Below are 21916 nucleotides of genomic sequence, written 5' to 3' on the forward strand. Positions count from 1 at the left end.
GGCACGCGATGGACATCCTGCCTCCGTCTTCCGATGCCCCGCCGCCCTGGTCCGCAAGCGGGCCGGAGGCGGCACCGGCCTGGCCGGCCGCTCTCCCCCGCCCCGCACGCCGCGCCCCCCGGGTCGCGATCCTGCTCTCCACGTTCAACGGCGCGTCCTGGCTTCAGGCCATGCTCGATTCGATCCTGGCGCAGGACTGGATGCAATGGATGCTCCTGTGGCGCGACGACGGGTCGGTCGACGGCTCGGTGGCCATCATGCGGCAATTCCAGAGCGGCCCCGGGGCCGGGCGCTGCCGGGAAATTGCCCCCGGCGGCGGCCATCTGGGCATCGCCGCCTCCTACCAGATGCTCCTGCGCGCGGCACCGCCCGCCTCGACCATCGCCTTCGCCGAGCAGGACGATGTCTGGCTGCCCGAGAAACTCGCACGCGGCCTGGCCTGCCTGGCCGACATGCAGGCGGACGGCCCCGCGCTCTATTGCGGCCGGCAGATCCTGGTGGATTCCGCCCTGCGCCCGCTCGGCCTGTCGTCACCCCGCACCGAACGACCGGGCCTGCTCGCGGCCCTGGCGCAGAACGCGGCCGCCGGATGCACCGTCATGATGAACGACGCGGCACGCGCCCTGGCCACGTCCAGCACCCTGCCCGACGCACCCGTCGCCCACGACTGGTGGGCCTGCCTGCTGGTACTGGCCGCCGGCGGCACGGTGCGGGTCGATCCACACCCCACAGTGCTGCACCGTCGGCATCGCGGGGGGCTACACCAGTACGGCCCCGATCGTTTCATGACGGCCTTCCGCCGGAATGTCCGCCAGTTGCTGGCCCATGAAGGGTTGCTCTCCGCAACGGCCCGCAGCGATCTCGGTCGCATCGAAGCCGTCCTCGACGGCCGCCGCCGCGACCGCCTGCGGCTGCTCAGGACCATGCCGGGGCTGCACCGGCCCCGATGGTTGGAAAACATGATTTTCCGGCTGCGTTTTATCGCAGGGGCGTAAGTCTTCGTTCTTTTTTGCAAAAAAGAACCAAAAAACTCTGATTCTTTCAGAAATTTTGTGCTGGGGACATGCGATGTTCCTATCCGGCCGGCCGCATATGGCCCCGCCAGCGGCGCGAAGCCTGCCGCGTCACCCACGCCCGGATGCGCTCCAGCAGCAGATAGACGACCGGCGTCGTGTAAAGCGTCAGCAACTGGCTCATCACCAGTCCACCAACCACAGCAATGCCCAGCGGGCGACGCAGTTCGATCCCATAACCGCTGCTGACGATCAGCGGCACGGCCCCGAAGGCGGCGGCCAGCGTCGTCATCAGGATCGGCCGGAAACGCTTGGCGCAGGCTTCGCGGATCGCCTCCTCAGGCGACATGCTGCCGTCACGTTCGGCATGCAGCGCGAAATCCACCATCAGGATCGCGTTCTTCTTCACGATACCGACCAGCAGGATCACGCCGATCATCGCAATCAGCGAGAACTCCTCGCCGGTTATCCAAAGCGCCAGCACCGCCCCCACCGCCGCCGACGGCAGGGTGGAAAGAATGGTCAGCGGATGCACATAGCTTTCGTACAGAATGCCGAGCGTGACATACATCGTCGCCAGCGCGGCCAGAAACACCAGCAATTCGTTGATCATCGCGGTCTGGAACTGTTCCGCCTGCCCGGTAAAGCCGCCCTGGATCGACCCCGGCACATGCAGCCGCACCATCGCATCGCGAATTTCCGACGTCGCTTCGTCCAGCGACCGCCCCGCGGCCAGGTTGAAGGAAATGGCACCCGAGACGAAGCCATCGCGATGCCCGACCGAAATCGAGGTCGGGCGTTCATGGATCGCGGCCACCACCGGCAGCGGCACCATCGTCTCGATGCTGGACGACACGGCCGACCCGCTCGAAGCCCCCGCCCCGCCCGCCAGCCGGTTGGCGATGGCATTGCGGAAGGATTGCTGGCTCAGCGTCGTGACCCGCGAGGCATCGCCGCTGCTGGGCGTGGGCACGCGCACCGTGTTGGACGCCGTGCCGCCTCCGGCGGTCCCGCCCGAGGTCGAAACCCAGAACGCCTTCATGATGTCGGGCGACTGGCGATAGACCGGCGCAACCTCCATCACCACATGATAGGTGGCCAGTGGGGTGGAAATGTTCGAGGCACTGCGCTGGCCATAGGCGTCATACAACGCCTGGCTGACCAGTTGCGGCGTCACCAGATAGCGCGCGGCAGTATCGCGGACGATATCGACATGCGTGGCCACCCCGTGACCGGTCAGGTTGGTGGTGATGTCGGTCATCACCTTGCTGCCCTTCAGGGCCTCGACGATGCGCGGCGTCCACTCATAGATCTGCTCGGCATTGTCGCTGCGCAGCACGTAGCGATAGGCGCCCTGCTGCTGCCGCCCGCCGCCGCCATTCACATCTCCCGCCGAAAACAGCGACAGCCGCACGCCCGGCAGTCCCTTCAGACGCTCGCGCACGCGGGCGATCATCTCGTCGGGTCCGTCGCCGCGCGCATGCTTGCCGACCATCTGCGCGAAGGCCTGCCCCTCCACCCGCGTATCGCCCGAAAACGCCGCCACCGATTCCGTGTCCTTGTCGGCCATCATCGCGGCACTCACGGCCTGGATCTTCTGGTTCATCTTCTGGAACGAGCCGGATTCGTCACCACGGAAATAACCGACGACCAGCGCCACATCCTCCTTGGGGATAATGGTCTTGGGCATCAGGATGATAATGCCCACGGTCGCCAGCAGGCTGAACGGCAGGGTCGCCAGCACCAGCCACCGGTGCCGCAGCGCCCGGTCCAGCGAGCGGACATAACCATTCAGAACCGCCTCGAACACGGACTCGAAGCCATCGCCCAGGCGGCGCAGGCCGCGCCGCAGGGCCGACGCACCGGCGGGCAGCGGCGCCCCGTGCGCCACATCCAGCAGCAGGCTGCACATCATCGGCGTCAGCGTCACCGACAGGAACAGCGAAACCGTGACGGCGGTCGCCAGCGTCATGGCGAATTCGAAGAAGATCTTGCCCGGCGTCCCCGGCATCAGCAGCAGCGGCAGAAACACCGCGACCAGCGCGATGGTGATCGACAGCACGGTAAAGGCGATCTCGCCCGAGCCCAGCAGCGCGGCCTCGCGGCGGGGCATCCCGTCTTCCATGTGGCGGGCGATGTTCTCCACCACCACGATCGCGTCATCGACCACGAAGCCGGTCGCGATCGTCAGCGCCATCAGCGACAGCGTATCCAGCGAAAAGCCCAGCAGGTACATCACCGCCAGCGTGCCAGCCAACGAGATCGGCACCGTCACCGCCGGGATCAGGGTCGAACGCGGCGCCCGCAGGAACACCAGCACCACCCCCACCACCAGCAGCACCGAGATCAGCAGCGTCAACTGCGTATCGGCCAGCGAGGCACGGATGGTGATCGACCGATCCATGCCCGGCGTCAGCGTCACGCCCGAGGGCAATGCCGCCCGCATGCTCGGAATACGCTCGCGGATCGCATCCATCACATGAATGACGTTGGCGCCCGGCTGCGGCCGCACCACGGCCATGACCGCGCGATGCCCGCTGAAATAGCCCGTCTGCCGCTCGTCCTCCACCCCGTTCGCCACCGAGGCCACGTCGGCCAGCCGCACCGGCCGCCCGGACCGGTATCCCACCACCAGGTCCCGATATTCCTCCGCCCGCCGGGCCTGGTCATTGGTCGCGATCGTGTAGCGTTGCGGCCCCACATCGACATAACCCTTGGGCGTGTTGGCATTGGCAGAAGCCAGGGCCGAGCGGATATCCTCGAAACCAATACCGTATTTGAACAGCGCATACGGGTTCATCTCCACCCGCACGGCGGGGGCCGAACTGCCCGCGATCTCGATCCAGCCCACACCCTTGATCTGCGATAGCATCGGCTGAAGATGCGTCTTCATGACATCGTACAGTTCGGACATCGGCCGGCTGTCCGATGTCAGCGCCATGATCATGATCGGATTGTCGGACGGATTGGCCTTCCAGTACTGCGGCACCATCTGCAAGGTGGTGGGCATGTCCTGCGCCGCCGCCCGCAATGCCGCCTGCACGTCATTGGCCGCACCGTCGATGTTCCGGCTGTCGTCGAACGTCAGCAGGATGAAGGCGGTGCTGTCGGTCGAATCCGACTCGATCGAACTGATCCCGGCAATCTGGCCCAGCCGCCGCTCCAGCGGCGTGGTCACCGAGGTCGCCATCTGCTGCGGCGAGGCCCCCGGCTGGGTCGCCACCACATAGATCACAGGAACCGAAATGTTCGGCAGGTCCCCCACCGGCAACGCGCGGTAGGCAAACAGGCCCGCAAGCACCAGCGCAACCGCAATCAGCGTTGTCGTGACCGGGCGCAGAATAAAAGGACGGCAGGGGTTCATACGGAAATGCGCATAGCGGATGACAACGGCCTGTGCATCAGCTTTCCATCACGCCCGTCCGAACCCCGCCCCGACCGTACCACAGCGCCGCGACGAAGAAGCCCACATAATAGCCGATATCGGCCCCACCCAGCCAGCGGGCGACAGGACCGGTATAAATCTGGCTGGTCGAGAAAAGCAGAATGGTCACCACCGAAACGACGATGAAGATCGTCGCCCCCCGTGTCCAGCCGGCAGGGACCGGATGCACCGTACGGTCGCCGAAATACCAGTCAGCCAGCACGATGCCGATCCAGGGCGCGATCCAGTACATCGTCACCACCAGGTAATCGGTATAAAGCGCCGCATACCGCCCGGCCCCGGCCACCGCCAGCCCATAGCCGAGCGATGCGGTGATAATCGCGGCCAGAACGCGCGGAATATGCACGCCGGCCGAAATCAGGCTGTAGCTGGCGGTATTGTCGTTGAACGAATTGCCGGTCACCGACGACAGCGCGATCACGGCCAGCACCATCGGCCCCAGCGGCCCCGCCGCATGTTGCAGGCTGGCGATCACCGCCGTCGGCGACGGCTCGGCAATGCTGGCCGCCGTCAGCAGGCCGAGGATCTGAAACGGCACCGCCGAGCCCAGCAACCCGGCCAGCGCCAGCCACACCACCCGCCCCGGCGCGGTATCGGCCGGCAGATAGCGCGTATAGTCCGAGGAATAGGACGCCCAGGACAGGTTGAAACTGGCCAGGATCGCCACCGCCAGCAGCATGGTCGCCAGCGTGGGCGGATGCGCCGTATGCGGCAGCGCCACGCCATGCCACGCCGATTGCAGCCCGATCACCGCAAAGGCCGCCAGCAGCGCGGCGCCGAGATATTTCTGCAACGCCTGCACCACGTCGTGGCCGTAGATGCTGGCCACCATCTGTGCCGCGGCCAGCACGCCCAGCGCCAGCCAGAACGGCGGCGCAACCCCCGCCACGATCGACAGAAACGCGATCAGCGCCGTGGCGGCGGGCACATTGTTCACCGCATCCCATCCGACGCAGTAGATCCAGTTGAGAAAGGCCGGCGGCCGGATACCCAGCCGCCCCAGCGCCCGGCGCGAAGCCTCCATCTGCGTCAGCCCGGTCGGCGGGCCGATCGCGGCCGCCAGCGCCACCGGCACCGCCCCGATCACATTGCCGATCACGATCGCCAGCAGCCCGAAGCGGAAATCCAGCCCCAGCGAAACCAGCAGCGCCCCCGTCACCCAGCCACCGGGGCCGAGATTGGGCGAGAAATGGCTCCAGAACACCCGGTCCAGCTTCATCGTCTTGCGCTGGGCCGGAACCGGGCGCGACACGGCGGCGGCGCCTAGCTCCTCCATCGCCGGGGGACGCATAAAGGACATCGGCAACAGTCCGGACCCCCGATCATGATGACGTCGAAAGTAATCGTGGCGCGAACCCTCACCGCTGGCAAGCCGTCCGTCAGGACGACATGCCCCCCGTCTCGGGCATCGAGCCGGCCTGCCCGGCGGGCTGGCGGCTGTAATAGAGTTCGGCCAGACGCGGCGGCAGCAGGTCCATCAGCCGCGACCCGGCCACCAGCCACCACGGAAACACGATCCGCCGCCGTCCGGCCGCCACCCCGCGCAGGATCGCGGCGGCGGCGTCATCAACCTCGGTCAGGCCCGGCATCGGAAAATCATTGGCCGCCACCATCGGCGTACGGACGAAGCCACAGCACACGCTGGACAGCAGAATACCGTCCCGCGCCGTATTGCCCCCCGTCGCGACCATAAACCGGTCCACCGCCGCCTTCGACGCGCAATAGGACGGCGTGCCGGGAAACGCGACCAGCCCCGCCACGGAGGCAATCGCGCAGATCCGCCCCCGCACGCCCCGCCCATCCCGCGCCTGCCCGCTCATCGTCTCCAGCGCCGGCAGTACGGTATTGATCACACCGCCCACATTCACATCCAGCACCCGCCGCACCTGCCCCGGCGCCTCGCGCGGCGCGCCGGCGGCACGCGAAGCCGTGGAGGCCGTAATGCCGGCACAGGCAAACACCAGGTCCAGCGGCCCGGCACCGCCGATCCATTCCGCCATGCCCTCCACGTCGCGCACGTCCTGGCGCCGCGTCAGCACCCGCGCGCCACGCGCGGCACAGTCCCGCGCCACGGCCTCCAGCCGGTCCGGATCGCGCCCGCCCAGGTGCAGCAGCACTCCGGGGGCCGCCAGATGAAGGGCGATCGCGCGCCCGATGCCCGACGACGCGCCGGTAATCAGAATCATGTCCCGTTTCATGTTCGCCAGAATAGAGACTGCCTGATAAAAGACCGCAAATCCGCGCCGGGCCGGTGCGGAACGGTAGTGGTTACAGACCAGGATAGACGGGGGATATGCCGACGATGACGCCCAGCAGGGAACGACATGGCCCATCCGTCCGGCCGCACGTTGCGCGGCGCGGGGTCTGCCTGGTGATCTCCGCCCCCTCGGGTGCCGGAAAATCCACCATCGCCAACGCCCTGCGCGCGGCCGAGCCCCAGTTGCTGCACTCCGTCTCGGTCACCACCCGCCAGCCCCGTCCGGGCGAGAGCGAGGGCGTGCATTATCATTTCCGCACCATGGAACAGTTCGAGCAGATGGCCGCGACCGGCGACCTGCTGGAATGGGCGACCGTGTTCGGCCGGGGCTACGGCACGCCGCGCGGCCCGGTCGAAGCCGCCCTGGCCGAAGGGCGCGACATGGTCTTCGATATCGACTGGCAGGGCCATCGCCAGATCCGCGCGGCCTTGCCCGACGACGTGATCAGCCTGTTCGTGCTGCCCCCCTCGCTGGCCGAACTGGAACGCCGCCTGCATGGCCGCGCCTCCGACCATGCGGAGGAAATCGCCAAGCGCATGACGGCGGCACGGGATGAAATCGCCCATTGGCAGGAATTCGACCACGTCATCGTGAATACCGACCTGGACCAGGCGATTGCCGAAGCCCGCTCGATCCTGGTCGCCGCCCGGCTCCAGACGGCACGCCAGAAGGGTCTCCCCGCATTCGTCGCCAGCTTCGAGGGCTGAATAACGGCAAGCCTGCCTGCCATGCACCCGCATCATCCCGCGGGCAGCAATCCCTGTGTCGTCGCCCGCCTGTCTGCTAGGATGGGAACGTGAACCAGATCGATACCTCCCAGACCGAATCCCGCCCCGCAGAAGGCTCCCTGCTGGGCCTGACCCAACGCCAGCCCCCCGCCAACATGCAGGCGGAACAGGCCCTGCTGGGCGCGCTGCTGACCAATAACCGTGCCTATGAGCGGGTGTCGGACTTCCTGACCGGCGCCCATTTCGCCGATGCGGTCAACGGCCGGATCTACGATGCCATTGCCCGGCGGATCGAGGCCGGTCAACTGGCCGATCCCGTCACCCTGCGCGGCGAGTTCGAACATTCCGGCATGCTGGAGCCGGTCGGCGGCATGGCCTATCTGGCCCGCCTGCTCACATCGATGGTCGGCATCATCAATGCCGGCGATTACGGCCGGGTGATCCACGACGCCTGGGTGCGCCGCCAGTTGATCGAAGTCGGCGAAGAAGTCGTGAACAACGCCTTCGGCGCCCGCCCGGACCTGACAGGCGTCGACCAGATCGCGGCAGGCGAAGAAGCACTGTTCCGCCTGGCCACCGACAAGGGGCAGGATGGCGGCTTCACCAGCTTCGACCGCGCCCTGGCCGATGCACTGGACGTAGCCGAGAAGGCCTTCCACCGCGAAGGCGACGTGGTGGGCCTGACGACCGGCCTGCGCGACCTCGACAAGAAGACCGGCGGCCTGCATCCCTCCGATCTGCTGATCCTGGCCGGACGTCCGGCGATGGGTAAAACGGCACTCGCCACCAAGATCGCCTTCAGCGCCGCCCGCGCCCTGATGCGCGAGGCCCAGGACGCCGCACCGGGCACCCAGCCCAAAGGCTCGGTCGCCATCTTCTCGCTGGAAATGTCGGCCGAGCAGTTGGCCACCCGTATCCTGTCCGAACAGGCCAGCGTCTCGGGCGAACGCATCCGCCGGGGCGAGATCGGGCAGAAGGAATTCGACCGCTTCGTCCACGTCACGCGCGAACTGGCGCAATTGCCGCTGCATATCGACGATACCCCCGCCATCTCGCTGTCGGCCATGCGCACGCGCTGCCGCCGCCTGGCCCGCACCAAGGGCCTCAGCCTGGTAGTGGTCGATTACCTGCAACTGATGCGCCCGTCGGTCGGCACCCGGCCGGAAAGCCGCGTGCTGGAAATCTCCATGATCACCCAGGGCCTGAAGGCGATCGCCAAGGAACTCAGCGTACCGGTCATCGCCCTGTCCCAGCTCTCGCGTCAGGTCGAAAGCCGCGAGGACAAACGGCCGATGCTGTCGGACCTGCGTGAATCGGGCTCGATCGAACAGGACGCCGACGCGGTGATGTTCGTCTACCGTGACCAGTATTACCTGCAACAGCGCCAGCCCAAGGAAACGGCCTACGATTCGACCGACAAATTCCAGACGGCGCTGGAAGACTGGCAACGCAAGATGGACCTGGCGCACAACCGCGCCGAACTGATCCTGGAAAAACAGCGTCACGGCCCTACCGGTACCGTGCATCTGTTCTTCGAGGGCGAATTCACCCGCTTCGGCGATCTCGACCTGGTGCATGAAGGCGGATACCCGCCTTCCTGATCATCAGAACCCGCACCTGATCCGCAACCGCCTTCCTCCCTGCGATCCTCCCGAGATGTCCATGCAAACCATCACCATGTCTCTGGCTGCCTTTACGGCATCGGCAGCCATTTTCACGATGTCGCCCGGCCTGGACACGGCAACCGTCCTGCGCACCTCGACCACATCGGGGACGAAAAGCGGGCTGAGCGCGTCGCTCGGGATCACGGGCGGCCTTCTGGTGTGGGGCATCGGTGCGGCGTTCGGGCTGACGGCGCTGCTGGCGGCATCGACGCTCGCCTTCAATATCGTGAAATGGGCTGGTGCCGCCTATCTGTTCTATCTGGGTATCGGCATGCTGCTGCGCCCGCGCACGGCTTTTTCGGGCGACCCCACGGCGGCAACCCGCAGGCTGTCTCCCGCCGCCGGCTTCCGGCAGGGGTTCATGAGCAATATCCTCAACCCGAAAGTCGGCATTTTCTACATCACGTTCCTGCCGCAATTCATTCCTCACGGCGTCAACGTGATTCTCTTTTCCCTGCTGCTGGCCGGTCTTCAGGCCGTCATGTCCATGTCCTGGCTTTCCCTGCTCGTCGCCCTGACGGTTCCGTTCAGCCACATCCTGTCACGCCCCGCCGTCGTCAGAAGGCTCGACCGCCTGACCGGCTGCATTTTCATGGGCTTCGGCCTCAAACTGGCCCTGACCGACCGACATTGAACGAGCCGCCACGTGACGGACACATCGAAAGACGCACCATTCCATCCGGAAGACCAGTATATCGCGCATAACAAGGCTCACGCCCGCATCATGCCCCGCAGGGCGGCGACAACGCTTGACATCGTATAGGGTTTCGCAAGCACCGGAACCTCCGAAAATGCTCCCACCGCCGACGAAGCCGCCTCGCACCCCGTGGCAAACAGGAACGGAATGCCCCGTTCGGACAGAACCCGAGCGACGGGGAAGGAACTTTCGCCCGCAATATTGACATCGAGAATGGCCCCATCGACCGGATATCTCTCCAGGATATCGAGCGCAGCCTGAGGCGTGGACGCGATATGGACATGCGCCCCATGCTCCATGCCCAGCACGTCTTCCAACTCCATCGCGATGATGAACTCGTCTTCCAGCACAAGGATGGTCCGGTCTTTCACGGTCGCAGGCTCCGCTGCTTCATTCTTCTTTTTCAGCAGAAGAAAGATCATCGGCCCGCAGATGTTCCACGATGGCAGCGTACGGCAGGTAAATATCCAGACCGCTCCCCCCAGATCAAAATGGCAGGAGGCCTCACGGATCAGACACTGCCCGGGCTCCGAGAACACCAGGAGCCACCCATTGGGTGTACGCACGCCGGGGTATCACGGGGTTCTCAACCATCAGTCAACCACCGAAAGCCTCCATCACCGCCCCATGAGCGCCCCACCTCTACCCCTCTGCCCCCCCCTATCGTCCCCATGACGTTTCCCCGATGCTGAGGCCGGGCAGCACATTCGTGATATCGGCCGAACTCATCGGCACGGCGCCGCGCCCATGCCCAGGGCTTGCCGCCACGCCCACCGTGACCTGCCCATGCATCTTGCCGTCGTCAGGCTTGTAGGCCTCCCCATCCAGCGACGGATCACCGCCGACATGACGAAAGAGAACGGCCCGAGGATCATCATGCCGGGCAGCAGGATGGGCACAGCCGGACAAGGCGACTCCGACCATGACAAAGACTGCAACACATTTCATTAGAGCAATGACACCTCTGCACCACAGCCCTGTTCTACCACCGTTTTCCAACACACGCCGAGGGCGATACCTGTCAGATATCTGTTTCAAAAAATCCCTGAATATTTTGGAATGTTTCGCCCTTGCATGATCACATGCATTCATCCGGCGACTTACCTAGTCAGCCCGCAGAGCAGCGCAGTAGCATCGCATCCAAGTGCGTAATCCACGCAGAAACGGACACCGTACCGCATCATTCACGAAATCAGCGACAACGTCGAAAATGGCGGGCTGACATATCAGAAGGCAGCGCCGACAAGGGCTTCCCTATGTACCAGTCTCTGGGCCTCCAACAGAACATACCCAGGATCAAACTCAGCGGAAGCGACACCACCCAGGCTCCAAAGCCGGGATACGCGCGTCGGCCGTTTCCGGACACGAACCTGTCCTGAGACCGGCGAAATCCGCTAGTTTTGCCCCTTAACAGGAAGCAATACATCTAATTTTAAGGAGAATGGCGCACCCGAAAGGACTCGAACCTCTAACCCCCAGATTCGTAGTCACAAGGGCAGAATTGGCAGTAAGATGCAAAGAGCCGCAAAGACACGAAATAACAACAGGTTAAACAGTGGGTTGGATGAAGAGTTCACGCAACGAGACGCAGCGAATCGCAGGGATTACGATTTCAGATGAGTCCGGAAAGAGTCCGGAGAATCGACCCGATAGCCCGCCAGACAGGGTGACGGAGGGCTGGCGCATTCATTGGGAAACACTTTTGTAGGTGTAAAGGTGTAAGAGGTGTAACACACATATATTATACACTGTTTTTATTGACTTTTTCTCTCCCCAGCCGGTTACACCTTTCGGTTTTCAAGGTGTAACAGGTGTAATCGAGACCGCCGGATGAAGCTGACAAAACGGGAAATAGACGCCCTGGCCTGCCCGCCGGGTAAGCGCGACGCCATGTTCATGGACGATTCGCTGCCGGGTTTCGCGATCCGCGTGACCGAGGCCGGGTCCAAGGTCTTCCTGTTCCAGTATCGCTTCGCCGGCCGCATCCGGCGCCTGGTCATCGGCCCTTATGGCGAGGTCACGCCCGCCCAGGCGCGGAAGGAAGCCGAGGAAGCGCGCGGCCGGGTGCGGGCCGGTGGCGATCCAGCCGGGGAAAGAAAGACCCTCGCCCTGGCCGCTCAGGCCGAGATGGCCCGCCAGAAGGCGGAAGAAGCTGCCGATGCCCTGACGCTGGATGCGCTGATAGACCGCTGGCGTGACGGGGCACTGAGGGACCGGAGCGCGTCCTATCGTAAAGAAGCCCCGGATCGGCTCCGCACCGGCTTCCCTGCCCTTCTGGGCCAGCCCGCACGGTCAATCACACCGGGCGAGGTCCAAGCCCGTCTGGACGAGGTAGCGGCACAGCACCCGGTCACGGCCCGCCGGATTCATGCCTATGGCCGGGCCATGTTCGGCTGGGCCGAGAAACGGCAGTTCGTGCCCGCCAACGTGTTCGCCAGCGTGATCGTGGAAGGCCGGGAGACCTCGCGCGACCGCGTGCTGACAGATACCGAGTTGGCCGAGCTGTGGAACGCCGCCGGCCGCCAGCCATTCCCCTTTGGCCCGTTCTTCCGGCTACTGGCCCTGACGCTGCAACGGCGGGACGAAGTGGCTCACATGAAATGGGCCGAGTTGGCCCCGGACCTGACCGCCTGGCTGATCCCGGCCGACCGGACAAAGAACGGCCGCGCGCATATCGTCCATCTGGCCGAACCTGCCCGCCAGATCCTTGCCGGCCTGCCACGTCAAGCCGACCCGAAGACTGGCGCACTGTCGCCCTACGTCTTCACCAGCAACGGGCGCACCCCGATTTCCGGCTTTTCCGACGCCAAGGAGCGGCTTGAAGCCCTGATAGCTGACATGCGGGCCGAACAGACAGGAAAGAAGGCCAGAAAGCCAGCGGCCCCACCGCCCAGGGCAGACTGGCGGCTGCACGATCTGCGGCGAACGGGCGTAACGATCATGGCGCGACTGGGGATCGGCCCGCATGTTGCGGACCGGGTTCTGAACCATGTGCAGGGCACGATCCAGGGGGTGGCTGCGGTCTACCAGCGCCATGAGTTTGAAGCCGAACGGGCGGCGGCACTCGATACTTGGGCTCGGCATGTCCAGGCCGTGGCCGAAACGGCGTAAAGCGGTACCGATAACGTGCACATATAAATAAAATCTATACTACAAACAAAAATAATATACCGAAATAAATATTTAAATTACGGAATATTATTATAATATAAAGAATATTCCGTAATATTTATATTATGAAAATATTTTTATTTATTGTGTAATTTTTCCCCAAAAACTTCTTCAAACTTAGTTATAAACTCTTCGTTTTTTCTTAATGACTTAAATACTGGCCATTCTTTAAAACAAGACAAATCAAAATCATCACATGACTCTACGGCTATTTTCATTTTTTTTATAACATAGCCCACATCATCTTTAATAGATGCGACGCATATTTTATAGTTTTCTGTCGAAGTTTCCCAGTCTATTTTATTTATTATTTCAACAGCTTCTTCTTTTTTTCCGCCGAGCTTCAATGCGTTTGCATAATTTATTGTGATACGTTTTTTTGTGGAGTCTGGTATTGTTGGGTTGCTCTCTATTTTTTTATTTATATATCTATATATCGCAGAAGAAGTTTTAATATTCCCTTCTAACATCAGCTCATACGCACTTTCATCAATAGTTGAAAATAATTCTGGTATTTTTGTTTTATTTATCTTCGAATAAACATTAAAAAAAATGGAAATAAAAATCGAAATAACTACATTTACTGAATTATTATAATAAAATCTATCTATTTTTGCAAAATCCCCAATACTAAATTCTGTTTTTATAGAATTCTCCTTACACACACCAACATACTGGCTCGAAACGATAGAATTTGTGTGAGTATATAAATTTCTTCTTTCACAAATTTCTATAAAATCCTTCAATCCATCAATTTCATCTTCCATTTTGAAATGCATTTTGTCGGATATCCAGCGTATCTGATCTTTATGACTTCCTCTCATTAGCTTATCGATCTGCCTATCGATTAGATAAACTTTAACATCATCTATACTAGAAAACCTAAAAATTTCTTCGGCAGTTATATTTTTTTCTGACTTATCTATTATTTTCGGATAGATATTTAATATTATTCTTATTAAATCTGATAGATATGCATCATAAGAACTAATGAGGCCAGAAAGAAACATTCCAGGAAAATGCGACGCCTTTTCTTTATCTTCTAATGATTTTCTCAAATTACGCGATATTGTCATCAAACTATCTTCATTTACTGAATAAATCACCTCTTTATCATTATCTTTACTTATCCAAACCTGCTCCCCATGCTCCTCTACATAACGTCGTATTTTTTTATCGTCCCGAGCCCGCCTAAACGACTCGAGCAAAAAGATAACCTGCCTGGATGTATCCAAGTGTATTTGAGAAGATTTCATATAATTTAAATATAAATCAAGAAATTCATCGTTGTTTTTTTCCAAGATAACTTTTTGCTCTCCACCAACTTCCTCTCTATCTATATCACTTAAAATATTTTCAATACTTTGAGATGTTATGCATTTTATTATTTTATTATTTTCATTTTCTCCGGAAGTTTCTATAAAAACATAATATTTTTCCATTGAGATCTCTCCAAAATAGCAAATTTATCGTGGCGTTTATTCTTTATCACCGATAAAATATTATCGCTTTGTCATTTTTTTAGTCGCACACCGACTCCGCCTCCATTTTCTGGTATAAACACCACACCTACAGATTCGAATGCAGAACGAATCGCACAGAGCGTCGAAAGCCTCGGGGCTGTTTCGCCACGCTCTAAGCGAGCCAAAGTTCTGACAGTTGTACCTGCAGCATCAGCAAGTTGCTCACGGGTCCAATCCACCAGTCCACGTGCAGCTCTCAGCTGTGCGGGCGTAATGTCTTTTTTCATGACATTTCCACTTGAAAGTGTCTTGAAACATGACATACGACTCAAGGGCTATCAAGATGGTCCGGACTGAAGCTGGAACCTTCAGTCCGGACCTAACCACAACCGAAGGATACTTTCGGCAATGGCTGAACACGCCCATAGCACACCCGCACCAACGCGGGCAGCGGAGTCACGCGCCCACATTCTGGCGGCGCTGATCGCCCCTTTCCTGATCGCCCTGGCCGTCTTCGGTCTCGGCACGCCCGATCCCGTCACGACAGGCCGCCCCACCGCCATCGAGGTCGTGCGATGAGCCAGGCGCATATGGACAGCATCGCGGCTGCTGGCTTCAAGGTGCAGAATCTCGCAACCCTTCTGGCCTGGGCCGGAAACGCCGCTGGCCAGGTGTGCTTCGAAGCGACCGGGGAGCGCCTGTCCGCCCTCGGGTTCGCTATCCAGTGGGCAGGGGAAGAACTGTCTCGACTATCGGAGGAAATCACCACCGGCATCGAGATGGTGGAGAGGCAGCGATGAGCTGCGCCAGAACGCCCGGCCATGATCGTATCATCGGCGCGACCAAAGACGCCTTACATGACGTAAGTCTGGCCCTGTCGGGCCTGACGCTCCTGCTCGGCCAGATGGTCGATTCCGAGGGCGACGTCAGCGGCGATACAGTGATGGACTGGGCCCATGCGCTGCAATGGCTCCGGGATTCCATCAAAACGGCCATAGCCGACCCTCAAAAGGAAATCGCAACGCGGGAGACAGGCCAATGAGCGGTACCAGCCCCACCCTCTCCCGCCGCACGACCCTTGCCAGTTGCTTTGCCCTTGGCGCCACCGCCACCGCTTCCTGTGCCCCTCAGGCGGCAGATGACACCACCCTGCTACGCCGGGCAGAAGCCGCCCTGTCCGCCCATGCTGCCTTCGTGGGGTTGGCTGACCGGTGGGGCGCGACAGTCCACGTGCCGGCCGGCATCCGGGCCGAACGGGGCCGTCTTTGGGACGTCGCGAACGATCTGCGGTTAGCGGCCATGGAATTGCCAGCACGCACAGTGGCGGGGCTGCGAGCCAAGGCACGGCTGGTCCTGACCACGCTGGACCTGCGCGCCGATGCCACGATCCGCCCGGATCAAGACGATTTCGCGGCCTGGTCACTGTGCCGCGATCTGATCGGTGGTGCCGCATGATCGCCCTCAGCCATGTCCCCCCACTACAAGGCTTGCCTGTTCCCGTTTTGTGCCAGATGATGCAGGGAGGCGCGGCTAGGTTTGGCCGCCGAACGCCTGGTCCCCATGACTGGCCCGCCGCGCCGTCTGTTCTCAATCATGGGGATGACCGGCGTGGGGCGGTTGTGACTGGCAAAACCATACTCCCGTTCGTGGCCGACAGGCTGCGGTACGGCATCCAGCTTTCCTCGGCGGTCGACGTTTTCGACGGTATCAAACCGCATTTGTCTGAGTTGGAAGATGCCTTTGCTCAAGACAATTACGCGTGCTGGATGGCGAATGTTCCGGGTTCTTGGGCCGAGAACCCGGAACGTTGGTGGCCGAAAGTCCGCAATCACAAAAATAACGGCTATGGCATTGCGCCTCAGCAAGAGCGGCAAATGGACGCTTTCCTTGCTTACGGACAGAGCTTGGCAAGCCTCCAACGCGCGATCAGTAAGCTATTGGCGATAGGCGAATTGACGGCTTGCGGACGCAAGAAAACACCCGATGGGGCATGGACTCGAATGGACCCTTACTATTTTGGGTCTGCGGGAAATGTCACGTTCTCATCTTCGTCAGTCGTTGTCGAAAAACTGCGCTTTTTCGATGTCAGAATCGGCTATGAAACCGGCGTCTCGCTCGCGTCAGCTATGATCGCTTACGGGGCACCAGAACTTGTTTCCCATTACCTGCTATTACGTCGCACGCCACCGGACAGCCCGGAACGCAGGGAACATGCCGACTATTTCGAGGAACTGAGAGAATGCTTGCAAAGCGACTTGTTGGCTTTGCTAAAGGATAACCATCTCCAAGCGGTAAGAGATGAAGACCACAAACCGGTCAACCCCCGCGATTTGTCCGAAGCATCCATGGACTTCGCCTCGTCCTCAATCATATATCCCGACCAGCCGACACAACGGGTTCTTGTTCCAATACGGATCGGTGTTGCCCGACACGCCGACCTATTCGAATGGCGACCGGCTTCTTCCTCTGCCACTGGTCTACCTATCGCTCGTGTCGGCTCTGAATCTCTCTCGAAATCAAGCCAACCCAAGCGCGGCCGAAGCGAACGCGGCATCAAGGCTGAATCGCTGGCCCGCGAATTCTGGCTGGACGAAGGAGAGGTATTCACAAGCGGAGACGGACAGGTCGCCCGCTGCATCCGCCATGTGCAGGATGGCCTCGTCAATTGTGGTCTGGCCGAGATGAGCAAATCCTCACTCTCCGAGATTGCCAAGCGCACTGCACGCAGCTTGCAGTCCGAAAAAGCCTGTCAACGTACGGAGACCGGAAAGGTCAAAAAGACCTAATTCGGATATCCCGGACGACACGGGCAGCCATTCTTCCAATCATTCCCCAGTCACGCACCAAACCGCACCACTCTGCGAACAGGTGCTCTTGTGAACAGGGAGCCATACGATGCACCGCGTGAAAACACGCAACAGACCGACTCTGCCCACCGCCCCAGCGGTGCCCACGCCTCCGCTGGTGGTTTCTGAACCCGAAGCCGCCCGCCTGGTCGGGCTGGGTATCCGCACGATGCAACAGCTCCGCGCCGATGGCGCAGGCCCGCCGTTCGTGAAACTGACCAGCCGCCGCATCGGTTACAGCATGACCGGCCTTCAGGACTGGATTGCGTCGCGCTCTGCCCGCTCCACCTCCGACGCCACCGTGCGCCTGATCGGCGGTGCGGCATGAACGCGCTGGTCCAGCAATACGCCTTTCAGGGTCATCCGGTTGGCACTGTCACGATTGACGGCTTGCCGTTCTTCATCGGCAAGGACGTGTGCGAGCGGCTAGGCTATGCCAATGCGGCTGATGCCATGGCCAAACATTGTAAGGGGGTCGCGAAACGCTACCCCCTTCAAACACCGGGCGGTATGCAGGAAGTCCGAGTTCTATCCGAACCCGATGTCATGCGCCTGATTGTCCGAAGCAAGCGCCCTGAGGCAGAGCCGTTCGAACGATGGGTCTTCGAAGAGGTTCTGCCCTCGATCCGCCGAACCGGTGGCTATGTCATGTCCGCCGCCGGCGACAGTCAGGCCGATCTTGTCGCCCGCGCCTTGTCAGCCGCTGAGGAAGCCATCCGGCGACAGGGGGCGGCGATCGATACACTGGCGCCCAAGGCGGCGGCCTATGACCGTCTGGCACAGTCCACGGATCAGGTCAGCCTGACCGAAGGGGCAAAAGCCCTTGGGCGCCCTCGTGCCCGGTTCCTTTCGATGCTTCACGCGCATCGGTGGATTTATCGCCAGAAACCTAACGGACCGTGGCTGGCCCATGCCGACAAGGAACGATCGGGCTTTCTCGCCTACCGTATCACCGACATTCCCGATCGTGACGGCCACCTTGTTCCACGCCATCAGGTCTTATTGACCGCCAAGGGCCTGACGCACCTGGGGCAGCTTCTACCGAAGTGGGAGGTCGCCTCATGCTGACCACCGCACAGATGGCCACGATAGACGCACGGCACGAAGACACCCTTCTGCATTGGCTCTGGTCCGACTGGACCGCCACCGGCCCGTGCCTGTTGTGCAGGGTGCTGACCCTGTTTCAAGGGGCGGATACCTACCTCCGCAACACCCCCTGGCGTCCGGACATGGCCACAATCCTGCGCCAGCATGGTCGGGCCGATTTCAACCCTGTTCCCTCGCAGGAAGCCATCCTTGGCCTTCTGTCCGCCTGGCCGCATGCCGGCAAGGTTCTCACGGCGGACCGGACATTTGATGATCTGACAGCGAGCGAACCACCAGCGGACGCGACAGACCGTTTCCGGTCGATGCGCTCGGCCCTGATTCAGTTCCGTACCGCTCTGGATCATGATCTGCGAACGCTTGAGCTGCGAAACTGGCTCAAGGTCATCGGGTGGGGCACGGTGCTGCAACAGGCCGAAGAACGCGACCAAGCCGCACATGCCTTGATCGAAGGAAGGGCGTTCCTGCCGGCAGAAGGGGGCATTGCCGAGGTTCCGCCTGATAGGCCGGACTATGCAAAGACCTGACGCGGCAACGCTCGCGCAGCTCCTGGCCGAGCGGGTCCACCCTCTCGTGCTGGAGCTGTTGCCGCATGGCCACCGCGAGGGTGCGGAATGGCGGTGCGGTAGTTGCGCGGGCGAGAAAGGCCAAAGCCTCGCCGTGCGTCTGACCGGGCCACGGCGGGGCGTATGGTGCGATTTCTCCAGCGGCGAACGCGGGGATGCGCTTGATCTGGTGGCGGCGATCCTGTTCGGCGGCAATCGGCGGGACGCCATGGCTTGGGCTCGCACCTGGCTGGGGCTGGATGACAGTCCAGTTCCGGCGATTGCCCGGCGGGCGGTGGCGACCAAAGCCACCACCGCCGAGCAAGACCAGGACGAACAGCGCCGGCGGGCCAAGGCTCGCCAGCTTTGGCATAGTGCCCCCACCGGGATCGCCGGCACACCGGTCGAAGCCTATCTGCGCGGTCGGGGCATCGACCTGCGCGAGATGGGTCGCCAGCCGGGCAGTCTGCGTTTTCATCATGCTGTCTGGTGCGGCGAGGTCAGCCGCCCGCTGCCGGCGATGCTGGCCGCGATCTGCGCGGCGAATGGCAAGATGGTTGCGGTGCATCGCACCTGGCTGGCCTCGGCCCCTGACGGTGGATGGACAAAGGCCGATCTGCGGGCACCCAAAAAGGTGCTGGGCAGCTTCGCGGGTGGCTGTATCCGCCTATGGCGCGGGGCATCAGGCAAGAGCCTGAGCATGGCGGAGCCGGGCGAAAGCGTCGTCCTCGCGGAAGGGATCGAAACCGGTCTGTCCGTCGCCCTCGCCTGCCCGGAGCGCCGTGTGCTGTGCGGGGTCAGTCTCTCGAATCTCGGCCGGCTGATCCTGCCCGACACCATCACCGAAATCACCATCGCGGCCGACAATGACACCGGGAACGATACCGCCCGGAAGGCACTGGACGCCGCATGTCGTCAGTTCATTGAGCAAGGCCGCGTCGTGCGCGTTGCCATGCCAGAAACAGAAGGCGGGGACTGGAATGATGTCGCCCGGCAAGACAATGACCGAGAAGAAAGCAACACGCGGGCGTAAGCGCGTACGAGATGGCATCGAGGGCGCACAGGTCGTCAGCTTTCCGACCAGCGCCGCGCAGACCGAGCAAGGCCGACCACCGCCGGGCGTGTCCAGACGCTTCAAACGGACAGAGGATGGCTGGTTTCGTCGCGCACCCGACCCCGATACGCCGGATATGTTCGTCTGCGGCCCAGTCGATCTTCTGGCCGAAACCCGCGATGCCGAAGGCAATGGCTGGGGCCTGCTGCTGGGCTGGACAGATCGCGATGGCGTCCAGCATGAAAAAGCCTTTCCACGCAGTCTATTTTCCGGAGATTGCGGCGAGCTGCGAAGCCAATTGGCCAATGGTGGCTTGACACTGGCCAGCAGTCCCGCCGCGAAGTCCGCCTTTGCCGAGTTCCTTGCGACAGTCTCGACCGAAGAACGGGCGCGCAGCGTGGCGCGGGTTGGCTGGCACGCTTTCCACGACAGCATGAGCTACGTGCTGCCCAGCGCCGTTTTCGGAGCGACAGCCGAGCGGATCGTCTTACAGACCGATGGTGCCGAGGATGATCTGTTCGGGATCGCCGGCACGGCCGAAGCCTGGCGGGATCGCATCGGGTCCGTGTGCCGGGGCAACAGCCGCCTTGTCCTGTCCGCCTCTGCTGCTTTCGCAACACCCCTGCTGACCTTGATGGGCGAGGATGGCGGCGGGTTCTCATTGATGGGGGCCTCACGCCTCGGCAAGTCCACGGCGCTGAGGGTCGCGGCCTCGATCTGCGGTGGTACCATGCAGGCAGGGGCCGAGGGCTATGTCCGGTCCTGGCGCAGCACGGGCAATGCTCTGGAATCCGTTGCCCTGGCGTCGTGTGACAGCCTGCTGTGCCTGGATGAGTTGGGCCAACTTGATCCGCGCGAGGCTGGTGATACCGCCTATATGCTGGCCAACGGGGCCGGCAAGGCACGGGCCAGCCGAACCGGTGGAGCGCGGGCTGTGGCGCGGTGGCGGGTTCTGTTCCTGTCCACAGGCGAACGGACGCTGGCGGACATGAATGCCGAAGCCGGCCGGGCGACCAAGGCGGGGCAGGAAGTCCGATTTGTCGATATGCCGGCGGACGCGGGCGCAGGGCTCGGCCTGTTCGAGAAGCTGCATCATGCCGATGCACCGGGCGACCTGGCCGAGTATCTGCGCGCGGAGACTGGGCAGCTATATGGTGCGCCCTTTCGTGTCTTCCTCGATCGACTGACCCAGCGGCTTGCCGACGACAGCGTGCCAGTGGTGCGCGAAGCACTACGGGCGCGTGTGACCGAGCTGACAGACCATTACCTGCGGAACTGGCCCCTGGCATCCGGGCAGGTGCGGTCTGTCGCCCGACGCTTCGCCATCGTCGCCCTGGGCGGTGAATTGGCCACCGGCTTCGGCCTGACAGGCTGGGACGATGACACGGCGCCTGAACTGGTGAAGCTGTGCTTCGACGCCTGGCTGACAGCACGCGGAACCGCCGGTCGGCGTGAAGACGAACAGGCCGTCGAACAGCTACGCGATTTCCTGTCCCGCAACGGCGAAGGACGGTTTGAACGGTGGGTTGATCCCCATGCCACCGACACCCCGCAAAGTGGCGATCCGTCCGAACCACCGGGCGAACGCTTTCGGACTCAGAACCGCGCGGGCTGGAAGCGGTGGCAGAAACAGGATGACGGCCGGATGGGCTGGATCTTCTACCTCAGCAGCGCCGGCATGAATGAAGCCCTGTCCGGCCTGAACGGACGCGAGGCGAAACGGGTGCTGGTGGATCGCGGCTTTCTGGTGCCGGCCGCAGATGGAAAGATGGCCAAGGTTGTCAGCCCGCCGGGTTTCAAGGCCGTGCGCGCCTATGAAGTGCGGGCCGCCATCCTTGGGTCGGATGCGGGCGATACGGGTTGAGAGCAAAGGGGTGGCTATCACAGCCATACCCTGTCAGTGGTCGGCACCGGCTGGGCGTTAAGTC

Annotated in this window: 22 protein-coding genes; 15 read left to right on the forward strand and 7 right to left on the reverse strand. The window is 61.7% G+C overall.

Annotated features, from left to right (window positions below):
- Positions 1–8: 8 nt before the first annotated feature.
- Positions 9–995, forward strand: a complete 987-nt coding sequence (locus C7453_RS00175) for a glycosyltransferase (protein WP_114724956.1) — start codon at positions 9–11, stop codon at positions 993–995.
- 79 nt (positions 996–1074) lie between these two features.
- Here the strand turns inward: C7453_RS00175 and C7453_RS00180 are convergent, their stop codons facing one another.
- The 3 genes from C7453_RS00180 to C7453_RS00190 all read right to left on the reverse strand — a co-directional run bounded on the left by C7453_RS00180 (position 1075) and on the right by C7453_RS00190 (position 6656).
- Complete coding sequence (locus tag C7453_RS00180) at positions 1075–4377, reverse strand: efflux RND transporter permease subunit (RefSeq protein ID WP_114724958.1); 3303 nt, start codon at positions 4375–4377, stop codon at positions 1075–1077.
- 37 nt (positions 4378–4414) lie between these two features.
- Complete coding sequence (locus C7453_RS00185; RefSeq protein ID WP_245948653.1) at positions 4415–5758, reverse strand: purine-cytosine permease family protein; 1344 nt, start codon at positions 5756–5758, stop codon at positions 4415–4417.
- 79 nt (positions 5759–5837) lie between these two features.
- Positions 5838–6656: an SDR family NAD(P)-dependent oxidoreductase gene (locus C7453_RS00190; RefSeq protein ID WP_114724960.1), complete on the reverse strand. Its 819-nt coding sequence runs from the start codon at positions 6654–6656 to the stop codon at positions 5838–5840.
- 104 nt (positions 6657–6760) lie between these two features.
- Here C7453_RS00190 and gmk point away from each other — a divergent pair, with 104 nt between their 5' ends.
- From gmk to C7453_RS00205, 3 genes are all read left to right on the forward strand, one after another.
- The gene (gmk, locus tag C7453_RS00195) at positions 6761–7423 is read left to right on the forward strand and encodes a guanylate kinase (RefSeq protein WP_114725921.1); all 663 of its coding nucleotides are present in this window, start codon (positions 6761–6763) and stop codon (positions 7421–7423) included.
- 98 nt (positions 7424–7521) lie between these two features.
- Positions 7522–9045, forward strand: a complete 1524-nt coding sequence (locus C7453_RS00200) for a replicative DNA helicase (protein WP_255318198.1) — start codon at positions 7522–7524, stop codon at positions 9043–9045.
- Positions 9046–9106: 61 nt separating this feature from the next.
- Positions 9107–9742, forward strand: coding sequence for a LysE family translocator (locus C7453_RS00205; RefSeq protein ID WP_245948654.1), 636 nt, complete (start codon positions 9107–9109; stop codon positions 9740–9742).
- A 77-nt stretch (positions 9743–9819) separates the two neighbouring features.
- On the opposite strand, the gene C7453_RS00210 is transcribed toward C7453_RS00205, so the two are convergent.
- A complete protein-coding gene (locus tag C7453_RS00210) occupies positions 9820–10176 on the reverse strand; it encodes a response regulator (protein ID WP_211310997.1) in 357 nt (118 codons plus the stop codon).
- 289 nt (positions 10177–10465) lie between these two features.
- On the reverse strand, positions 10466–10714 hold the full coding sequence (locus C7453_RS00215) for a hypothetical protein (RefSeq protein ID WP_147280856.1): 249 nt from the start codon (positions 10712–10714) through the stop codon (positions 10466–10468).
- 921 nt (positions 10715–11635) lie between these two features.
- Here C7453_RS00215 and C7453_RS00220 point away from each other — a divergent pair.
- Positions 11636–12916, forward strand: a complete 1281-nt coding sequence (locus tag C7453_RS00220) for a tyrosine-type recombinase/integrase (RefSeq protein ID WP_114724968.1) — start codon at positions 11636–11638, stop codon at positions 12914–12916.
- 137 nt (positions 12917–13053) lie between these two features.
- Here the strand turns inward: C7453_RS00220 and C7453_RS18585 are convergent, their stop codons facing one another.
- Together C7453_RS18585 and C7453_RS00225 are read right to left on the reverse strand one after the other, a co-directional pair.
- Positions 13054–14418 (reverse strand): hypothetical protein, encoded by a 1365-nt coding sequence (locus C7453_RS18585; protein ID WP_147280857.1) that lies wholly within the window; start codon positions 14416–14418, stop codon positions 13054–13056.
- A gap of 71 nt (positions 14419–14489) precedes the next feature.
- On the reverse strand, positions 14490–14726 hold the full coding sequence (locus tag C7453_RS00225; RefSeq protein WP_114724970.1) for a helix-turn-helix transcriptional regulator: 237 nt from the start codon (positions 14724–14726) through the stop codon (positions 14490–14492).
- 121 nt (positions 14727–14847) lie between these two features.
- Between C7453_RS00225 and C7453_RS18800 the strand changes: the two genes are divergently transcribed.
- From C7453_RS18800 to C7453_RS00270, 10 genes are all read left to right on the forward strand, one after another.
- Positions 14848–15018: a hypothetical protein gene (locus tag C7453_RS18800; protein ID WP_170143072.1), complete on the forward strand. Its 171-nt coding sequence runs from the start codon at positions 14848–14850 to the stop codon at positions 15016–15018.
- A complete protein-coding gene (locus C7453_RS00230) occupies positions 15015–15239 on the forward strand; it encodes a hypothetical protein (protein WP_114724972.1) in 225 nt (74 codons plus the stop codon). Before C7453_RS18800 ends, C7453_RS00230 begins: the two co-directional genes overlap by 4 nt.
- On the forward strand, positions 15236–15481 hold the full coding sequence (locus tag C7453_RS00235) for a hypothetical protein (protein ID WP_114724974.1): 246 nt from the start codon (positions 15236–15238) through the stop codon (positions 15479–15481). The genes C7453_RS00230 and C7453_RS00235 overlap by 4 nt, the downstream gene beginning before the upstream one ends.
- On the forward strand, positions 15478–15894 hold the full coding sequence (locus tag C7453_RS00240; RefSeq protein ID WP_114724976.1) for a hypothetical protein: 417 nt from the start codon (positions 15478–15480) through the stop codon (positions 15892–15894). The genes C7453_RS00235 and C7453_RS00240 overlap by 4 nt, the downstream gene beginning before the upstream one ends.
- On the forward strand, positions 15891–17225 hold the full coding sequence (locus C7453_RS00245) for a hypothetical protein (protein WP_141288952.1): 1335 nt from the start codon (positions 15891–15893) through the stop codon (positions 17223–17225). The genes C7453_RS00240 and C7453_RS00245 overlap by 4 nt, the downstream gene beginning before the upstream one ends.
- A 109-nt stretch (positions 17226–17334) precedes the next feature.
- Positions 17335–17613: a helix-turn-helix transcriptional regulator gene (locus C7453_RS00250; RefSeq protein ID WP_114724980.1), complete on the forward strand. Its 279-nt coding sequence runs from the start codon at positions 17335–17337 to the stop codon at positions 17611–17613.
- Positions 17610–18353: a phage antirepressor KilAC domain-containing protein gene (locus C7453_RS18805; RefSeq protein WP_141288949.1), complete on the forward strand. Its 744-nt coding sequence runs from the start codon at positions 17610–17612 to the stop codon at positions 18351–18353. Before C7453_RS00250 ends, C7453_RS18805 begins: the two co-directional genes overlap by 4 nt.
- On the forward strand, positions 18347–18916 hold the full coding sequence (locus tag C7453_RS00260) for a hypothetical protein (protein ID WP_114724982.1): 570 nt from the start codon (positions 18347–18349) through the stop codon (positions 18914–18916). Before C7453_RS18805 ends, C7453_RS00260 begins: the two co-directional genes overlap by 7 nt.
- Positions 18903–19967 (forward strand): DUF7146 domain-containing protein, encoded by a 1065-nt coding sequence (locus C7453_RS00265; protein ID WP_114724984.1) that lies wholly within the window; start codon positions 18903–18905, stop codon positions 19965–19967. The genes C7453_RS00260 and C7453_RS00265 overlap by 14 nt, the downstream gene beginning before the upstream one ends.
- The gene (locus C7453_RS00270; RefSeq protein WP_114724986.1) at positions 19915–21852 is read left to right on the forward strand and encodes a DUF927 domain-containing protein; all 1938 of its coding nucleotides are present in this window, start codon (positions 19915–19917) and stop codon (positions 21850–21852) included. Before C7453_RS00265 ends, C7453_RS00270 begins: the two co-directional genes overlap by 53 nt.
- Positions 21853–21916 lie beyond the last annotated feature (64 nt).

Origin of the sequence: Gluconacetobacter liquefaciens (assembly GCF_003350405.1) — a bacterium.
GTDB classification, from domain to species: domain Bacteria; phylum Pseudomonadota; class Alphaproteobacteria; order Acetobacterales; family Acetobacteraceae; genus Gluconacetobacter; species Gluconacetobacter liquefaciens.

Coding starts and splice junctions, on each gene's coding strand:
- C7453_RS00175 (WP_114724956.1), top strand. CDS start 9: ATGGACATCCTGCCTCCGTCTTCCGATGCCCCGCCGCCCTGGTCCGCA.
- C7453_RS00180 (WP_114724958.1), bottom strand. CDS start 4,377: ATGAACCCCTGCCGTCCTTTTATTCTGCGCCCGGTCACGACAACGCTG.
- C7453_RS00185 (WP_245948653.1), bottom strand. CDS start 5,758: ATGTCCTTTATGCGTCCCCCGGCGATGGAGGAGCTAGGCGCCGCCGCC.
- C7453_RS00190 (WP_114724960.1), bottom strand. CDS start 6,656: ATGAAACGGGACATGATTCTGATTACCGGCGCGTCGTCGGGCATCGGG.
- gmk (WP_114725921.1), top strand. CDS start 6,761: ATGACGCCCAGCAGGGAACGACATGGCCCATCCGTCCGGCCGCACGTT.
- C7453_RS00205 (WP_245948654.1), top strand. CDS start 9,107: ATGCAAACCATCACCATGTCTCTGGCTGCCTTTACGGCATCGGCAGCC.
- C7453_RS00220 (WP_114724968.1), top strand. CDS start 11,636: ATGAAGCTGACAAAACGGGAAATAGACGCCCTGGCCTGCCCGCCGGGT.
- C7453_RS18585 (WP_147280857.1), bottom strand. CDS start 14,418: ATGGAAAAATATTATGTTTTTATAGAAACTTCCGGAGAAAATGAAAAT.
- C7453_RS00225 (WP_114724970.1), bottom strand. CDS start 14,726: ATGAAAAAAGACATTACGCCCGCACAGCTGAGAGCTGCACGTGGACTG.
- C7453_RS18800 (WP_170143072.1), top strand. CDS start 14,848: ATGGCTGAACACGCCCATAGCACACCCGCACCAACGCGGGCAGCGGAG.
- C7453_RS00230 (WP_114724972.1), top strand. CDS start 15,015: ATGAGCCAGGCGCATATGGACAGCATCGCGGCTGCTGGCTTCAAGGTG.
- C7453_RS00235 (WP_114724974.1), top strand. CDS start 15,236: ATGAGCTGCGCCAGAACGCCCGGCCATGATCGTATCATCGGCGCGACC.
- C7453_RS00240 (WP_114724976.1), top strand. CDS start 15,478: ATGAGCGGTACCAGCCCCACCCTCTCCCGCCGCACGACCCTTGCCAGT.
- C7453_RS00245 (WP_141288952.1), top strand. CDS start 15,891: ATGATCGCCCTCAGCCATGTCCCCCCACTACAAGGCTTGCCTGTTCCC.
- C7453_RS00250 (WP_114724980.1), top strand. CDS start 17,335: ATGCACCGCGTGAAAACACGCAACAGACCGACTCTGCCCACCGCCCCA.
- C7453_RS18805 (WP_141288949.1), top strand. CDS start 17,610: ATGAACGCGCTGGTCCAGCAATACGCCTTTCAGGGTCATCCGGTTGGC.
- C7453_RS00260 (WP_114724982.1), top strand. CDS start 18,347: ATGCTGACCACCGCACAGATGGCCACGATAGACGCACGGCACGAAGAC.
- C7453_RS00265 (WP_114724984.1), top strand. CDS start 18,903: ATGCAAAGACCTGACGCGGCAACGCTCGCGCAGCTCCTGGCCGAGCGG.
- C7453_RS00270 (WP_114724986.1), top strand. CDS start 19,915: ATGATGTCGCCCGGCAAGACAATGACCGAGAAGAAAGCAACACGCGGG.